The sequence below is a fragment of the Bradyrhizobium sp. Arg816 genome, from assembly GCF_029989365.1.
In the GTDB taxonomy this organism is placed as follows: domain Bacteria; phylum Pseudomonadota; class Alphaproteobacteria; order Rhizobiales; family Xanthobacteraceae; genus Bradyrhizobium.
The window spans coordinates 188,328-204,448 of the sequence record NZ_JAPRAQ010000006.1 but is presented as its reverse complement, the minus strand read 5'-3'; the positions used below and the strand labels follow the sequence as shown (position 1 = coordinate 204,448).

The window sequence follows — 16,121 nt, the reverse complement described above, 5'->3', positions numbered from 1 at the left end:
GGGCCAGCGTTCCACGAGCCCCTGAAATGCCAACGCCGATAAGCTCGATCGTTCCGGTCAGTTCCGCCAGCCCCGTGGCTGATGCGGCGACGCCCGATCTTGTGCTCCAGGCCGGCAGCGTCGTCGACGCAAGGGTCGTCAGCGTGATGGCCGACAATCTGGTGCGGATCGCAATCGCCAATCTGTCGATGGATGTGATGTCCGAGGTGTCGCTGACACCGGGGCAAAATCTCCAGCTCGCGGTGTCGCGGAACGACGGCACCATCAGGCTCGCCATCATGAACGGGGCAGGCGAGGCGACGGCCGATCAGATCACGCTGACGCCGCGGGCGGCTTCGCTCGTGGACAGCCCGCCGCTTGCGCCAGCTGCGACGACCGCACGCAACACGCTGACGCCGTTGGAGCAGGTCGCCGTCACCGTGGCTTCCGCCGAGGCGGTGACAAAACAGGGCAGCCAGGCGCCGCTGTTCGCCAATCTCGCCTCCGTCGTCACCGGCAGCGATCTGCCCGCGGGACTGAAGCAGGCCGTGCTGGGCGTGCTGGCGCAGCAGACGCCGCTCAACACCGCCCTCGATGGCGGCGATATCGAATCCGCCTTCCAGAAGTCCGGTCTGTTTCTCGAGGCGTCATTGGCCGCAGGCGCAACGCCGTCCTCCGGCACGATGCCGGACCTGAAGGCGGCGCTGCTGGTGCTGCGCCAGACATTGGCCACGCTCGAGACCGCCACTCCACAGGCGCAAGGCGCCGCGATCGCTAGGGCGGGGACACCACAGACCGCCACCGTGCCGGCTCAGGCAGCATCGCCGTCGACCGAGCTCGATATGGCCCAACAGCCGCAGATGCCGCGCAGCGCCAATCTCGCGGCCACTGTGCTCGCCGACATCGCCGGCGGCGCGCCTCAGGCCGCGATGCCGCGAACCATGTCCGCCGGCCTTGCCGCGGCCCTCCTTCAGGAGGCCACGCAAAACCTGCCGCGCCTGACCGGCAATGTGCCGGGCTCGAACAAGGCCGTGCCGGACGGTCATCTCTTCGAGGCCGCGCGCGCGACGACTCCGCCGCCGTTCCGCGGCGCGCTGCCGGCGCCGCAGGCGATCGCCTCGCCATCGCTCGCGCCGGATACACCGCTCTCCGCAACGGTGCACCGCCTGCTCGACGACACCGATGCCGCGATCGCGCGTCAAACGCTGCTCCAGGTCGCCTCGCTCCCCGATCGCACCGACGCCAGCGGTCACCGCATCGACCCGAGCGTGCCGCAGTGGAATTTCGAGATTCCCTTTGCGACGCGACAGGGTACCGCGATGGCGGAGTTCGAGATCTCGCGCGATGGCGGCAACGAATCCGCCGATCCCGCCAAGCGCGCCTGGCGCGCGCGCTTCACGCTCAATGTCGAGCCGGCCGGCCCCGTGCATGCTCTGATCACGCTGAACGGCGACAAGACTTTCGTGCGGATGTGGGCGGAGCGGCCCGCGACCGCGCAGCAACTTCGCGCCGGCATCGGCGAGCTCAATCAGGCCCTGACGCGGGCGGAGCTCAAGCCCGGCGACATTCTGGTTCGCGACGGCGCGCCACCGCAGCCGACGCCGGCCCGCGCGGGCCACTTTCTGGATCGCGCCACATGAGCGATCCATCCAAGCTCGCAATTGCGCTGCATTACGAGAAGGGCGGCAACGCGCCCGTCGTCGTCGCCAAGGGCAAGGGCACGATCGGCGAAAAGATCGTCGAGATCGCCAAGGCCAACGACATCCCGATCGAAGAGAACGAGATTTTGGCCGGCGCGCTCTCCAAGGTCGAGCTCGGCGAGGAGATTCCGCCGGATCTCTACAAGGCCGTCGCCGAAGTGCTGGTGTTCGTGCTGCGGCTGTCGGGCCGAGGGCACTGAGAGCGCTGTCATCGTTTCACCACGATAGCGGCTGCATGGTCGCGGCCATTGTCATCGTTTGACGGACACCGCCCTTGCTCACCCGCCGTTCCACCCTCGGCCTTCTTGCCGCAGCCGCCACCGTGCCGCAGCGTGCGTTCGCCCATGTCGCGCCGCCGCGCAACGAGATCCGCGACAGCCTCGCAAAGCGATTCACCGACCTCGGCACATCAGGCACCTTCGTTGGCTATAAGGTCGAGGACTATCTGATCGTCGCGAGCGACAAGGACCGTTCCGGCGAAGCGAAGCTGCCGGCCTCGACCTTCAAGATCCCGAATTCGCTGATTGCGCTCGAGACCGGCGTCGTCGCCGATCCCGACAAGGACGTGTTCCCCTGGGACGGCGTGAAGCGCCCGATCGAGGCCTGGAACAAGGATCACACGCTGCGAAGTGCGATCGCGGTGAGTGCGGTTCCGGTCTATCAGGAGATCGCGCGCCGGATCGGGCAAGAGCGGATGCAAAAGTATGTCGACCTGTTCGACTACGGCAATCGCGATATCGGCGGCGGCATCGACCAGTTCTGGCTCACCGGCAATTTGCGCATCGGCCCGGTCGAGCAGATCGATTTCGTCGACCGGCTGCGCCGCCGCGCGCTGCCGATCAGCAAGCGCAGCCAGGATCTCGTCGCCGACATCCTGCCGGTGACCAAGGTCGGCGACAGCGTCATCCGTGCCAAGTCCGGGCTCTTGGGCGCCGAGCGTGGCGAGCCGTCGCTCGGCTGGATGGTCGGCTGGGCCGAGAAGGGCGAGGCGCACACCGTGTTCGCGCTCAACATGGATTGCAAGGAGCCGCGTCTCGTCGGCGAGCGCATGCCGCTGACGCAAGCCTGCCTTGCCGAGATCGGCGCGATCTAGCTGGCGCGTACGAACCTGCTAGCATCTTTCCGACCAAATAAAAGAAAAGGTCGGGAGGACAAAATGAATTCAACGCCACTCTGGCTGTCGTCGCTTACGCTTGCCGCCGCGGGCGGCTGGCTCGCCGCCACGATGTTTGCCGCACCCGCCACCAGCAAGGAGCCGCGCTTTCCGCAGCTCACCATGGACCAGCTCGACGCCAAGCAGAAGCCGCTCGGCGAGCAGATCATGAAGGTGTCGAGCGTCGGCATCGGGGGGCCCTATAATCCCATGATCCGCAGCCCGGTGCTGGGCCAGCGACTGTTCGACCTGTTCTACTATCTGCGCTGGGAGACGTCGGTCCCGACCAAGCTGAATGAGTTCGCGATCCTGATCATCGGGCGGCAGTGGCGCTCGCAGGTGGAATGGTTCGCGCACGCGCCGCTGGCGGCGAAGGCTGGATTGTCGACAGATATCATCGCTGAGCTGAAGGCCAACAAGCGCCCGTCGAAGATGGCCGAGGACGAGGCGGTGGTCTACGATTTCGTCACCGAGCTCACCACGACAAAGAAGGTCAGCGACGAGACCTATGCGCGCGCCAAGAAAACCTTCAATGATCAGCAGATCGTCGACCTCACCGCGCTCGCTGGCAATTACGTGATGGTCGCGATGCTGCTGGCCATGGCGGAAGAGACGGTGCCGCCGGACAAGCAGGAGCCGTTCAAGCCGGGCGAGCCGTAAACTCGTCCGCGTTGTTGGGAGCGCAACTCTCGCCAACGTCATTGCGAGGAGCCCGCGACAAAATTGCGAAGCAATTTTGCGCTGGTGCGACGAAGCAATCCAGACTGCCGCCGCGGAAAGATTCTGGATTGCTTCGCTGCGCTCGCAATGACGGAGAATGTCGCGCTGACGTCGCCTAGCCCAGCTTGAACAACGCCTGCAAGAATTCCACCACCGCCTTGCGCGACTCCGCCGCCGTCGCCGGATTGCCGCCGACATGCGGGTTCAGCTCGACGCAGGAATCCTTGTAGGTGAAGGGCGCGTTGGTGTCGCCGTTCATCAGCACGCCGCCGTTGCCCTCCTTGATACGGCAATTGCGCACGGTCTGCGCGTTGGCGGACACCGCAACGGTGCTGACGCCGAGCAGGCCGCTGTCGAAGCCGTGCGCGCTGTCGGGGTATTCGGTCAGCACCACATCACGCCCGGCTGTCTTGAGCCGTCCGACGAACGCCTTGCAGCTCGTCACGGGATTGTAGTCGTCGGGCGTGCCGTGGAAGATCCGGATCGGGCGCGCGGCGACCTCGGCGTCGCCAACGTAGGTCGTCGAGCAATCCGGATAGAACGGGATGTAGGCGGAGAACTGGACGCCGGACTTGTTCCAGAGCTTGTTGAAGCGATCGAGGCTCGCATAGAGCGTCGCCTGTCCGCCGCGCGAAAAGCCCATCAGCACGATGCGGTCGGGATCGACGCGGGGATGCTTCGCAAGAATCTCCAGTGAGCGGTAGATGTCGACGATCAGGTTGAGCCGGCCGAGCAGCGCCTGGTTCGGCCCGACCACCGTCAGCCCGCGGCCGGTGAATCCGTCGATCACGAAGGTCGAGATGCCCATGGCGTTGAAAGCGTGCACCCAGGCCTCGGTGGTGGCGCCGACGCCGCTCGAGCCGTGCATCAGCACCACGACGGGAAGTTTGCCGGTGCCCTGGGCGACGCGGAATTCGCCGGCGACGGTCACCGGCTTGCCGGCCGCCGCATCGCCGCTGAGGAATTGTTGGTCGGAAAGGGTGAGCGAGGGGATCGGGTAGATCTCGGCGCGGGTGGCGACTTCCTTCGGCAGGGATTGCGCGTTGGCGCCAATGCCGGCGAACAGTGTTGATAAACAGAACGCCATAGCGACGCGGAATGCCGTCGGCATCGTGATCCTCCCCCATGATTTTCATGGAGTAGAACAACGGGCCTGCGCGCTGTCAATTTGATGCGCGACGACTTCAGGGGTTATCGGCCGTCTTCTTCGCCGTCAGCGCCTGGTCGATCGCAAAGCCGCCGATCTCGCTCATCGCCTGTGAGATCACGTCGCCTTTCCCGGCAAAGCCGTTCGAGAGATAGTCGAACTGCGTCCGTGCCAGGCGCAGCACCTCGAGCGGCACCGAGACCACGGTCTCGTTGAAACTGTCGACGGAGGCGCGCAACGTCTCGAGCTCGGTGGTGAGCTTGCCGATATGGCTTTCCGCATCCTGCATCAGGCCGAGCAGCTTGCCGCGCTCGGCGTCGAACGCGGCGCGCTCGGCCGCCGCGGCCGCGGTCACCTCGGCGAGCTGCGTCCCCAGCGCCGCGATCTGGCTGACCATGGTGCATGAGGCGAGCGCGGTCGCCTCGCGCAGCTCTACAAGGCGCTTGTTCTCTTCCTGTTGCTCGTGAAACAGCCGTTCAGCTGACATCGCCCGTTGCTTGAGTGATTCGATCAGCGCGGCCGCGCGCAGCAGCATCTCGCCGTTGCGCCCCGACACCATGCTGGCCATCCGCCGCAGGAAGTCGGTGGTTTCGGACGATGAGTTCGGCGGCAGAGGGACGACCGTGGCGGACATGGGCAATGCTTGCAGCCAGACGTGGTGACCGCCGCCGTACCGACTGGGCTCACGCAACATCCGGCGCCTGATCGTGGAGGGAGCAAGCCTGAATCGGCCGGCCGGGTCAACCGGCGGGACCGACAAAATGGCGGCAGTCCCCTCAGGCGTCTTTCTGGCGGCCGATCTTTCCGAGATGGGTGAAGCCGAACCCGGCCGAATATTTCAGGCCATAGCCGAGCGCCCGGTCGATGCCGATATGGGCGAGCCAGATCAAGGCGACGGACAGCGTGAGCGGCGAGGCGAAGCCGAAGCCCAGCGTCAGCAGCGCCACCGGCGCCATGTAGCTGTGAGCGGCATTGTAGACCAGCGCCCCGAATCTGGCGTCGGCCAGGTACGCCAGGAAGCTCAGATCGGGGACGAAGAAGAGCAGGGCGAACACCAGCCACGAGCCGTCCCAGGAGGCGTAGAGCATCACCATCCCCGTAAACAGGGTCAGGCCTTCCAGCCGCAGCAGGATCTTGACGCCGCCGGTCGCTGCGCCCGTCTCGGCCGTTACCTCATCCATCGTCGTCTCCCAGGCAAAACTTTGTAATTCCTTGCGCTTTGGCGCTGCGGCAAGGCAGCCCTGCGACGCCGAAAGCAGCTTCCCGGCCCGCAAAATGCCGTGTTAGAACCCCCGGCAATCGCATTTAGGCTAAGAACTGGCGGGAGCAAATGAAGAATATTTTGGACGCCCTTGAAGATCGTCGCGCCGGCGCAAAGCTCGGCGGCGGGGAGAAGCGCATCGAAGCGCAGCACGCCCGCGGCAAGCTGACCGCGCGTGAGCGCATCGAGCTCCTGCTCGACAAGGGATCGTTCGAGGAGTTCGACATGTTCGTCGAGCACCGCTCCACCGAGTTCGGCATGGAGAAGACCAAGGTGCCCGGCGACGGCGTCGTCACCGGCTGGGGCACCGTCAACGGCCGCAAGACCTTCGTCTTCGCGAAAGACTTCACCGTGTTCGGCGGCTCGCTCTCCGAAACGCATGCACTGAAGATCACGAAACTCCAGGACATGGCGATGAAGGCGCGGGCGCCCATCATCGGCCTCTATGACGCGGGCGGCGCCCGCATCCAGGAGGGCGTCGCCGCGCTCGCCGGCTATTCCTATGTGTTCCGCCGCAACGTGCTCGCCTCGGGCGTGATCCCGCAGATCTCCGTCATCATGGGCCCCTGCGCCGGCGGCGACGTCTATTCGCCGGCGATGACTGACTTCATCTTCATGGTGAAGAACACCAGCTACATGTTCGTCACCGGGCCCGACGTGGTGAAGACCGTCACCAACGAGGTCGTCACGGCCGAAGAGCTCGGCGGCGCCTCGGTGCACGCCACGCGCTCCTCGATCGCCGACGGCGCCTTCGAGAACGACGTCGAGACGCTCTTGCAGATGCGGCGCCTGATCGACTTCCTGCCGTCCAACAACACCGACGGCGTGCCGGAATGGCCGAGTTTTGACGACATCGGCCGGGTCGACATGTCCTTGGACACGCTGATCCCCGACAATCCGAACAAGCCCTACGACATGAAGGAGCTGATCCTGAAGGTGGTGGACGAGGGCGATTTCTTCGAGATCGCGGATGCCTTCGCCAAGAACATCGTCACCGGTTTTGGCCGCATCGCCGGCCGCACCGTCGGCTTCGTCGCCAACCAGCCGATGGTGCTGGCCGGCGTGCTCGACAGCGACGCCTCGCGCAAGGCCGCGCGCTTCGTCCGTTTCTGCGATGCCTTCAACATCCCGATCGTCACCTTCGTGGACGTGCCGGGCTTCCTGCCGGGCACCGCGCAGGAGTATGGCGGCCTGATCAAGCACGGCGCAAAGCTGCTGTTCGCCTATTCGCAGTGCACCGTGCCCCTGGTCACCATCATCACCCGCAAGGCCTATGGCGGCGCCTTCGACGTCATGGCCTCCAAGGAAATCGGCGCCGACATGAACTACGCTTGGCCGACCGCCCAGATCGCGGTGATGGGCGCCAAGGGCGCGGTCGAGATCATCTTCCGCGCAGACATCGGCGACCCCGACAAGATCGCCGCGCGCACTAGGGAATACGAAGACCGCTTTCTGTCGCCGTTCATCGCCGCCGAGCGCGGCTACATCGACGACGTCATCATGCCGCACTCGACCCGCAAGCGGATCGCCCGGGCGCTGGCGATGCTGAAGGACAAGAAGGTGGAAACGCCGGCGAAGAAGCACGACAATTTGCCGTTGTGAGGCCTCGTAGCCCGGATGGAGCGTAGCGACATCCGGGTTCTTAACCCAAGTCCCGCATGTCGCTGATGACCGAAGACGATCCGACCGACGAGATTTCACAGATCGAAGATCGGATCGAGGCCCTTGCCGAGATCGCCGAGCGCTGCCGGAAGTACATCCTGGCATCCAAGATCGCGATTGGGGGTGGTGCGGCGCTATTGTTGATCACGATCCTCGGCTTGTTGGGGACAGGTCTGACCGCGGCGCTCGGATCGATCGCCTTGGTGCTGGGCGGGATCGTGTCGCTCGGTTCGAACATCAGCACGTTGCAGCAAACGGATGACGCCATTCGCGCCGCGGAGGCGCTTCGCGCGCAACTGATCGGGAGGATCGACCTTCGCGTGGTTGAGGACACGCCGATGAAATTGGTGTGAGGCGAAATTCGTAGGGTGGGTTAGCCTTGCGAGTGGGCAAAGCGCAGTTCGCTGGGCAGACCCCACCATCTTTGTTGAAACATGCGCTGGCGGATTACGCTTCCGCCTTCGCTCTCCGAGCTTCGGCGGACAAGCCGCTAATCCGCCCTACGAGCGTGTCTTATCCGCCGCAGCGAAATGCGCCAACTGGTCGGCGTGGGCCTTGGCGAAGGCCGGGCGAGCGGTGGCGCGCGCGACGTAGTTGCGGCAGGCCGGGTGTTCCGCCAGGCCGTCGAATTTATCGACGACGCGCAGCACGTCCGACATCAGGATGTCCGCGACAGAGAACGAGCCCGCCAGCCACTCGCGTCCCGCCAGCACCGTCTCCATGTGCTTGAGGCGGAGCTTGAGGAAGTCGTCGACGAATTTTACGGCAGGTGAGCCATCGTCACTGCCGGTGAACTTGAACATCGTCCAGGGCAGGGCCGGCATCTCCACCGAATTGAGCGCGGCGAACACCCATTCGACCGTGTCACTGCGGCCGCGCGGATCGGTGGGCATCAGCCTGTCGCTGAGCTCACCCAGATGCAGCAGGATCGCGCCGCTCTCGAAGATCGAGAGGTCGCCGTCGGTCAGCCACGGCACCTGGCCGAAGGGCTGGTGCGCGAAATGCGCGGCGTCCCGCGGGCCGAACGGTACGCTCGCGACGCCATAGGGCAGCGCGGCCTCTTCGAGCGCCCAGCGGACACGAAGGTCGCGCACGAAACCCCGCGGCATCTCGGGAACCCAGTCGAAGGTGGTGAGGGTGAGGTTGGCCATGCGGTGTCTCCGTGCTGTCTGGACATAGGACGGATGAGGGGCGGGCGTTCCGACAGCGTGAGAATTTTTTCCTCCGCAGGCAGCGACCGTAGGGTGGGCAAAGGCGCGCTTGCGCCGTGCCCACCATCTTTCGGCCGGAGACAGACGTGGTGGGCACGCTTCGCTTTGCCCACCCTACGGGGTCACTGGGTTTTGCTCACTGCCCGAGCTTCGCCAGCTTGCCTTGCTTCGCCGCTTCCACCGCGCGCTCCGCATCCTCCGGCAACAGGATCCGCTCCGCCACCTGCCGCGCCGCCTCGCGCCGGACCGCGGCCACGTACGCCCCATCATCAGCATATCGCTCCGCGATCGACAGTCTGGGATCATGCACTTCCTTGCGCGCTGCCTCCGTTGGTGCGAACGGCACCACCGCGCCTTGCAGCGGATAGAGCGCCGTCGGGCCAAAGCCCTGTGCGCGCGGATTCCAGGCGGTGTAGGTCCCGCGCGGGACCGCGAGCGCAAGCTGGCGGATGCCAGCGACGGCCATGCCGTCATTGTCCGCCTTCGGCACGAACACGGGATAGCGGCCGATCTCCTTGGGCGGCAGCACGCTCTGGTCGGAGAACGCGGCGAGCGTGTGGATGCCGGCATAGGGCAGGCCCGGGATATCCATCGGCACCGCGCCTTGCGCCGGCGCCAGCGTGCCGTGGGCGCGCATGGGGACGCGGCTCGCGGGCGGTTTGATGCCGTCGCTGATCCAGGCGTTGAGGTCGGTGAGGAGGGCGCGCATCGGCCCGCCCGCATCGGCCCGCCCGCATGCATCGGGTTTTGCGGCAGCGACATCGCGGGCAGGCCCTTCTTCATCACGTCGGCGGCTTCCGCGAAATGCGGCGTGCCTGCGATCATGTAGGCGCGGACGCTGTCGGGCAGATCAAGGTGGTTGCCGGCGAGGTCGGTGACCAGCAACGAGGCGTGCGAGGCCCACCATTCGTGCTCGCTGTCGGTCTGCATCACCTTCGGGCACGTCGCCGAGAGCGCGCAGCGGCGGAGCAGGCCGTCGGTCTTGCCGGAATAGGGATCGCTGAGGCTCGCATAGGTGAAGGGGAAGAGATCGGCCTGCCACGCCGGATCCTGCGGATGGCGCGGGTTGCGGCCGGGCTGGCCGAAGCGGACATTCGTCGCCATCCGCCGCGTGCCCGCGACATGCGGCATCAATCCGTCGAACACGGTGCGTCCCTGGAGATCCTCGTTGAAGCCGAGATAGAGAAAGTCGCGCAGGAAGCGGCCGGATTGCGACACGCCGAAGCCGATGGCGCGGCTGACGGAGGGATGCAGGCCGTTCAGCAGCGGATTCGCCTGCGTCTCGTCGTGGCGGAGGAAGCTGACGACGTCGCGCACGGCGGCATAGCCCATGCCGAGCGGCACCGGATCGCGCGCAGTGTAGGTGATCTCGTAGAGCGCGCCGGCATCAAAACCGTCGGGCCGGGTGATCTCCACCGTCACGGGATCGACGAGCTTTGCGAGGAGGCCGGAGGGCGCCTGCCGCGCATCGGCCCAGGCGGCGCGCACGGAGACCTTGAGGTCGGCGGCATCAGTCGCCGGCCAGGTCAGCGTCGCACGCGCGGGATTGGTCGTGTTGTCGAAGACGATCTCTTCGCGTGCGGGCCCGGTGACGGTCTTCAGCACCGGTGCCGTCATCGCCATCTGGCCGGGCCTGGAGGGGATGTCGCCCTGCCAGCCGACCCAGACCATCGTAAAACCCTGGCGGTGCAGGAAGCCGATGCCTGCATCCTCGGCCTTGTCGGCATTGTTGGCGCCGGGCTGGGCGGCATCGTCGAACAATTGCGGCGCCAGCTTGCGGCCGCGATTGGGCACCTCGAGCAGCAGCGTGCCGTTGCCATGGGTGGGGTCGGTGGGTCGCAGGATCACGACGTCGGCGGTGGCTGCCACCTTGCCGTCGGAGCTACGCGGCGCGAGCGCGAGGTCGGTGATGACGGCGTTGCGATCGTCGGACGGGTTGAGCGCGAAGGTCGCGCGCGCGGTGATGCGTTCATAGGTGCCGACATCGCCAAAGCTGCGCCCGGCAAAGGCGGGCTCGCGCGCGAGGATGTCGAAGCGGACGATTTCGGCGAGCGAGGCCACGGGCCACAGGCAGGTGATCGCAACGACGCCTGTGATGATCCTGCGCATGGCCATTCCTTCCCCCATCGGCGCGATCATGAAGTTCCGTCGCGCGGGTTTTTTGTTGCCGCGACTATAGCCGTCCATGCTGCGGCCAAACAACGGGAGGAAACACATGCCTGTTGCCTACTTCGTCGTTCGCGCCACCGTCGCCGACGCCAGCAAGCGCGCCGCCTTCGACACATGGTACGAGACCGAGCATGTGCCGGACGCTGTGAAGGCGTTCGGCGTGAGCAAAGCCTGGCGGTTCTGGAGCCTGGACGATCCCTCGCTGCATCAGGCGATGTATCAGTTCGATGACGAGGCCAAGCTGGCTGCGATGTTGAAGGGCGATGCGTTGAAGCAGCTCGTCGCCGATTTCAACCGCGACTGGCCCGACGTGAAGCGCACGCGCGAGACGCTGGTGCTGGCGCAGGAGTTTGCGAAGCAGGACTCTGGAGCGTAGTCCACACCGAGTCCCGTGGTCCGCTTGTCCCTGACACCCATGTCATGAATCTGAAGATGCGATTCAGCTTCCGTTCATGTCGTGACCGCGACACTCCCTCTGCATCACTTGCTCGATAGCCTAGAGGACATGTCATGGAGCGCCGGAACTTTTTGAAACTTGCATTCGGCGTCGCGGCCGGAGCCGCGACGTTGACTGCAACCGCACAAGCTGCGCCGTTGGCGCCGCAGCCGCTCGGTGATCCCGCGCGCGCGCCGCAAGGCAATCCCGACGCTCGTCCCGCTGTCACCACCAGTGAGGAAGCCGCCAAGCTGACGCCCGAACAGGTGCACTGGCATGGCCACCACCGCGGCTGGGGGCGCCGTCATTGGGGCTGGCATCGCCGGCGTTGGCACCGCCGCCATCACTGGTAAGCTCGCATCGGTCGAGTCTCGACGGGGACCGCAATTGCGGTGCCCGTTTTGATTCGCCGCGGATCCTCCACCATGGGACGTCAGGCGTTCAAACGAAAATGGCCGCGCAGGCTTTCACCGCGCGGCCACTTTGTAACGCGAAGAGACGAGATCAGATCGGGCGGCAGCGGCCACCCCACCAACGGAAGCCGTACGGGCAGACGCGGGCGCGGGGCACGACGACGACCGGCGCCGGGGCAACCACCACGGGGCCGGGCCGCACAACGACCGCGCCGCGCATCGGGCGGCAGCCGCCATAGGCGCCGCGGTACCAGCCGGGGCCGCAGCCGCCGGCGGCGCTGGCCGCCTCGCTGAAACCGACGACCGCGCTGGCAAGCATCACGGCGGCAAACAAGTATTTCATGTGATCTTCCTCTTGTCCTTGGGCAGGTTTTTGGGGCAGATTTTTAGGGGATTGGCGCTTGCGGCGCACAATGAATCAAAAGACACGATTCGACACGTTAAATCTGGGGACGTGCCGACACGTCGCGATCCAAACCTGCCAATCATGACCTGAATGCGGCATGAACATTATCCGCATGCGGCTGCAGGCGACAGCAATGGCGCTGGAGCGCCGTCCCGATGGAATCGGAACGGTGCTCCAGCTTCTTTGTTCTGACGCATTTTCTTGACGCGAACCGGTATCCACTTCGCTCGAAAACGCTCTAGCGACCGAGAAAGCCCAGCACCAATTCCTTGTACTTCTCCGGCGCCTCCAGGAAGACGAGGTGACCGGTGTCCGGGATCACCTCGGCCCGCGCGTTCGGCATCTTTGCGGCGAGCGCCCTTGCCAGCTCCGCGTTCTGGCCCATTTTCGCGCGCAATGCCTCCGGCGCGTTTGGCCGGCCCGGCGCGTTGTGATCGTCGGCGCCCATGATGAACAACGTCGGCTCGGTGATCAGCGCGACTTCGTGCGCGACCGGCTCGCGATAGATCATCTGGCCGGAGCTGACATAGGCGCGCAGCCAGCGCGGATAATCCGGGCTGCCCTTGATGTTGAAGCGGGCATCGACGAACGGCGTGATCGCGTCCGGCGGCAGCTTGATCGCATAATTGGTCTGGAGCTGCTTGCGGTAGCCGTCGGGTGTGAGCTTGTCCTCGCTCTCGATGATCTTTTCGGTCGGCGTCGGCGGCACGTAGAGGCGGTAGTCTTCCAGCCCGATCGGCGCGGTCAGCACGAGATGGGCGACACGCTCCGGATAGGCGCGGGCGATGCGCACGCCCAGCATACCGCCGAGCGAGTGTGCGATGACCTCGGCCTTGTCGATCTTGAGATGATTGAGCAGCGCAATGGTGTTGCGCGCCAGCGTGTCGAAGTGCAATTCGCCTTGCGGCTTGGAGGATTTGCCGAAGCCGATCTGGTCCGGCACGATCACGCGAAAACCGGCGTCACTGAGCATCTTGATGACGGGCGCCCAGTAGCTCGATGGAAAATTGCGTCCGTGCAGCAGCACGATTGTGCGGCCGTTCGGCCGCTCGGGCGCAACGTCCATATAGGCCATGCTGAGCTGCTCGCCGTCGTTGATGACAGGCAGAAGATGCACGGGATACGGATAGGCGAAGCCTTCGAGCGCGATGCCATAGGGCTCGCGCGGGGTGGTGTCGGCGGCGTAAGCGGACGTGAACGGGGAAGCGAGGAGGGTTGCGGCGAGAGCCGCGCGAAGGATATAGCTCATGGAGGGCTCAGAGTAATGGTTGAAGCTGGGAGACACGACCTCCGTCATGCCAGGGCCTGTCCCGGGCATCCACGTGGTTCGGCGAGAACTGCACTAAAGGCGTGGATGGCCGGGTCAAGCCCGGCCATGACGATGGTGCTCGTTCACACGCAAACGTGCGATCTCACGCACCTGGCGTGATCAATCCTTCCCAGTCCCGAACAGCGTCGCAAACTGCTTCTCGCCGGTGCGGGTGAAATTCACCACGCGGCTGCCGGGCGTGGCGTCGCGCGCAGCCCATTTCAGCTCAGCGAAACGCTGCATCATGGCGGCGCCCAGCGTGCCGGCGAGATGATGGCGCCGCTCGCTCCAGTCCAGGCAGGCCTTGCACACCGGGCGGCGCGGATGGGTGAGCATGTCGGGCGAGATCTGCAAATGCTTTGCGAGAAACCGCTCGCCCTCGGCCGTCAGCTCGATGTCCTGCTTCTTCTGCCTGACCAGGTTTCGCGTGCGTAGACTATCGAGCATCTGCACCCCGAGATCGCCGGCGAGGTGGTCGTAGCAGATCCGCGCGCGCCGCAGCGCCGGATCCTTCGGCCCGGTGCGCACGCGCATGTGGCCGGTGCGCGCGGCAAGGCCCGCAAGGCCTTCGAGCACGCCGGCCACGTCATCGTCGGTGAGGCGGTAGTAGCGGTGGCGGCCCTGCTTCTCCGGCTCGATCAGCCCGCCGGCCTCGAGCTTGGCCAGATGCGAGCTCGCGGTCTGCGGCGTGATGCCGGCCTCCTGCGCGAGCTCGCTCGCCGTCAGCGCGCGGCCGTTCATCAGCGCGGTGAGCATGTTGGCGCGGGCGGGGTCGCCGACCAGCGAGGCAATCATGGCGATGTCAGGACCTGATTTCATGCTTCGATGGTAGCCGAAGCATTGCGGTGGGGCAAGGACGTAGTCTGTCTCTGCGAACACGTCATTGCGAGCGAAGCGAAGCAATCCAGAAATGTTTCCGCGGAGGGATTCCTGGATTGCTTCGCTGCGCTCGCAATGACGATGTGGAAACACAGGAGCCAACCATGTCCGTCACCGTCTTCATCCGCTACCAGCTCGATCCCTTCAAGCGCGCGCAGTTCGCGGAATATTCGAAGCGCTGGCTCACCATCATCCCGAAATGCGGCGGCGACCTGATCGGCTATTTCATGCCGCATGAGGGCACCAACAACATCGCGTTTGCGCTGATCACCTTCGAGAGTCTGGCCGCCTATGAGGCCTATCGCGCCCGGCTGCGGCAGGACGCGGACGGCATGGCCAACTTCCATTTCGCCGAGGAGAACAAATTCATCCTCGCGGAAGAGCGCACCTTCCTGCGCAAGGTGGTATTGTAGACCGCCAACGCAAAGGAGACGCCCATGATTGCCGTGATTTTCGAAGTCTGGCCCAAGCCGGAACATCGCCAGGACTACTTCGACCTCGCGGCCGACCTGAAGCCGATCCTGCAAACCATCGATGGCTTCATCTCGGTCGAGCGCTTTGAAAGTCTGACCGAGAAGGGCAAGATCTTGTCGGTGTCGTTCTGGCGCGACGAGGCGGCGGTTCAGGCGTGGCGCAACACGATGGAGCACCGGCGCACGCAGGCGAAGGGCAGGGCAAAGATCTTTGCCGATTATCACCTGCGCATCGCCAGCGTCATCCGCGACTACGGCATGAATGATCGCGAGCAGGCACCGAAGGACAGTCGCGCCGTGCACGACGCGCACTAGCGCACTTGAAAATGCGCGCTTATGTCTGCGCGGCCAACAAGGGAGAGAAACATGCATGTGACAACCGCTGACAAGCGCGCCACGTTCAAGACAATGCACGAGAGCGGCTGCTTCATCCTGCCCAATCCGGTCGACGTCGGCAGCGCCAAGGCGTTGCAGCATCTCGGTTTCAAGGCACTGGCCTCATCGAGCGCGGGCTTTGCCTGGACCATCGGCAAGGCCGACAACCACGTCACGGTCGACGACGTCTGTCAGCATCTGGCAGCATTGTGCTCGGCCGTCGACATCCCCGTGAATGCGGATTTCGAGGGTGGCTTTGCCGTCGAGCCGGACAAGGTTGCGGACAATGTCGAGCGTGGTGTGCGTACCGGCGTCGCCGGCCTCTCGATCGAGGATTCCACCGGCGACAAGGACAAGCCGCTCTACGAGCGCGCGCTGGCGGTCGAGCGCATCAAGGCCTCGCGCAAGGCGATCGGCGACAGCGGCACGCTGCTGGTCGGCCGGTGCGAGGCGTATTTGTGGGGCGTGACCGACCTCAAGCTCGTCATCGACCGGCTCACGGCCTATGCGGACGCAGGCGCCGATTGCCTCTACGCGCCGGGCCTGAAGACGCGCGAGGACATCGCCGCGGTGGTGAAGGCTGTCGCACCAAAGCCGTTCAACCTGCTGATCGGCGCGTCCGGCCTGTCCTTGCAGGAGGCCGCCGACCTCGGCGTGCGCCGCATCAGCGTCGGCGGCTCGCTCGCCCGCGCTGCCTGGGGCGGCTTCATGCGCGCCGCGAAGGAGATGGCGGAGAAGGGGACCTTTACGGAGCTTGGCACCGGCTATTCCGGTGGCGAACTCAACAAGATGTTCAGCTGAACGAAAAGCGGCGGGATGTGAGGTCCC

At 65.2% G+C, this 16,121-nt stretch carries 18 protein-coding genes and 1 pseudogene; 11 read left to right on the top strand and 8 right to left on the bottom strand.

The genetic code is table 11. From position 1 onward, the window contains the following. Positions 1-26: 26 nt before the first annotated feature. The 4 genes from OWC48_RS17180 to OWC48_RS17165 all read left to right on the top strand — a co-directional run bounded on the left by OWC48_RS17180 (position 27) and on the right by OWC48_RS17165 (position 3,492). A complete protein-coding gene (locus OWC48_RS17180; protein ID WP_282521051.1) occupies positions 27-1,619 on the top strand; it encodes a flagellar hook-length control protein FliK in 1,593 nt (530 codons plus the stop codon). Further along, positions 1,616-1,879: an EscU/YscU/HrcU family type III secretion system export apparatus switch protein gene (locus tag OWC48_RS17175; protein WP_282521050.1), complete on the top strand. Its 264-nt coding sequence runs from the start codon at positions 1,616-1,618 to the stop codon at positions 1,877-1,879. The genes OWC48_RS17180 and OWC48_RS17175 overlap by 4 nt, the downstream gene beginning before the upstream one ends. A 74-nt stretch (positions 1,880-1,953) precedes the next feature. Then, a complete protein-coding gene (blaOXA, locus tag OWC48_RS17170; RefSeq protein ID WP_282521049.1) occupies positions 1,954-2,772 on the top strand; it encodes a class D beta-lactamase in 819 nt (272 codons plus the stop codon). A gap of 63 nt (positions 2,773-2,835) precedes the next feature. Continuing rightward, positions 2,836-3,492 carry a carboxymuconolactone decarboxylase family protein gene (locus OWC48_RS17165; RefSeq protein ID WP_282521048.1) on the top strand — a complete coding sequence of 219 codons (657 nt, stop codon included), beginning with the start codon at positions 2,836-2,838 and terminating at the stop codon, positions 3,490-3,492. A 175-nt stretch (positions 3,493-3,667) separates the two neighbouring features. Here OWC48_RS17165 and OWC48_RS17160 read toward each other — a convergent pair whose 3' ends face one another. The 3 genes from OWC48_RS17160 to OWC48_RS17150 form a co-directional block, all read right to left on the bottom strand. Further along, a complete protein-coding gene (locus tag OWC48_RS17160; RefSeq protein ID WP_282521047.1) occupies positions 3,668-4,663 on the bottom strand; it encodes a dienelactone hydrolase family protein in 996 nt (331 codons plus the stop codon). A gap of 73 nt (positions 4,664-4,736) precedes the next feature. Beyond that, on the bottom strand, positions 4,737-5,333 hold the full coding sequence (locus OWC48_RS17155; RefSeq protein WP_282521046.1) for a hypothetical protein: 597 nt from the start codon (positions 5,331-5,333) through the stop codon (positions 4,737-4,739). Between the two features lie 142 nt (positions 5,334-5,475). After that, positions 5,476-5,880, bottom strand: a complete 405-nt coding sequence (locus OWC48_RS17150; RefSeq protein ID WP_282521045.1) for a DUF4260 domain-containing protein — start codon at positions 5,878-5,880, stop codon at positions 5,476-5,478. Between the two features lie 149 nt (positions 5,881-6,029). Here OWC48_RS17150 and OWC48_RS17145 point away from each other — a divergent pair, with 149 nt between their 5' ends. After that, entirely contained in the window at positions 6,030-7,562 is a 1,533-nt protein-coding gene (locus OWC48_RS17145) for an acyl-CoA carboxylase subunit beta (protein WP_282521044.1), read from the top strand. Between the two features lie 65 nt (positions 7,563-7,627). After that, entirely contained in the window at positions 7,628-7,975 is a 348-nt protein-coding gene (locus OWC48_RS17140) for a hypothetical protein (RefSeq protein WP_282521224.1), read from the top strand. 147 nt (positions 7,976-8,122) lie between these two features. Here OWC48_RS17140 and OWC48_RS17135 read toward each other — a convergent pair whose 3' ends face one another. Together OWC48_RS17135 and OWC48_RS47555 are read right to left on the bottom strand one after the other, a co-directional pair. After that, positions 8,123-8,773: a glutathione S-transferase family protein gene (locus OWC48_RS17135; protein WP_282521043.1), complete on the bottom strand. Its 651-nt coding sequence runs from the start codon at positions 8,771-8,773 to the stop codon at positions 8,123-8,125. 196 nt (positions 8,774-8,969) lie between these two features. Continuing rightward, positions 8,970-10,450 (bottom strand): annotated as a pseudogene (locus OWC48_RS47555) (alpha/beta hydrolase domain-containing protein). A gap of 598 nt (positions 10,451-11,048) precedes the next feature. On the opposite strand from OWC48_RS47555, the gene OWC48_RS17125 reads away from it, so the two are divergent. Together OWC48_RS17125 and OWC48_RS17120 are read left to right on the top strand one after the other, a co-directional pair. Next, positions 11,049-11,378 (top strand): hypothetical protein, encoded by a 330-nt coding sequence (locus OWC48_RS17125; RefSeq protein WP_282521041.1) that lies wholly within the window; start codon positions 11,049-11,051, stop codon positions 11,376-11,378. A 134-nt stretch (positions 11,379-11,512) separates the two neighbouring features. Beyond that, on the top strand, positions 11,513-11,791 hold the full coding sequence (locus OWC48_RS17120; RefSeq protein WP_282521040.1) for a twin-arginine translocation (Tat): 279 nt from the start codon (positions 11,513-11,515) through the stop codon (positions 11,789-11,791). A 151-nt stretch (positions 11,792-11,942) separates the two neighbouring features. Here OWC48_RS17120 and OWC48_RS17115 read toward each other — a convergent pair whose 3' ends face one another. From OWC48_RS17115 to OWC48_RS17105, 3 genes are all read right to left on the bottom strand, one after another. Beyond that, positions 11,943-12,194 (bottom strand): GCG_CRPN prefix-to-repeats domain-containing protein, encoded by a 252-nt coding sequence (locus OWC48_RS17115; RefSeq protein ID WP_282521039.1) that lies wholly within the window; start codon positions 12,192-12,194, stop codon positions 11,943-11,945. 301 nt (positions 12,195-12,495) lie between these two features. After that, the gene (locus tag OWC48_RS17110; protein ID WP_282521038.1) at positions 12,496-13,506 is read right to left on the bottom strand and encodes an alpha/beta fold hydrolase; all 1,011 of its coding nucleotides are present in this window, start codon (positions 13,504-13,506) and stop codon (positions 12,496-12,498) included. Between the two features lie 180 nt (positions 13,507-13,686). Further along, on the bottom strand, positions 13,687-14,385 hold the full coding sequence (locus OWC48_RS17105; RefSeq protein WP_028154913.1) for a winged helix-turn-helix domain-containing protein: 699 nt from the start codon (positions 14,383-14,385) through the stop codon (positions 13,687-13,689). 164 nt (positions 14,386-14,549) lie between these two features. Between OWC48_RS17105 and OWC48_RS17100 the strand changes: the two genes are divergently transcribed. The 3 genes from OWC48_RS17100 to OWC48_RS17090 are packed head-to-tail and all read left to right on the top strand — an operon-like array spanning position 14,550 to position 16,094. After that, on the top strand, positions 14,550-14,858 hold the full coding sequence (locus OWC48_RS17100; protein ID WP_282521037.1) for an NIPSNAP family protein: 309 nt from the start codon (positions 14,550-14,552) through the stop codon (positions 14,856-14,858). 24 nt (positions 14,859-14,882) lie between these two features. Next, positions 14,883-15,233: an antibiotic biosynthesis monooxygenase gene (locus tag OWC48_RS17095; RefSeq protein WP_028151163.1), complete on the top strand. Its 351-nt coding sequence runs from the start codon at positions 14,883-14,885 to the stop codon at positions 15,231-15,233. Between the two features lie 51 nt (positions 15,234-15,284). Continuing rightward, entirely contained in the window at positions 15,285-16,094 is an 810-nt protein-coding gene (locus OWC48_RS17090; protein WP_063982628.1) for an oxaloacetate decarboxylase, read from the top strand. Positions 16,095-16,121: the final 27 nt, after the last annotated feature.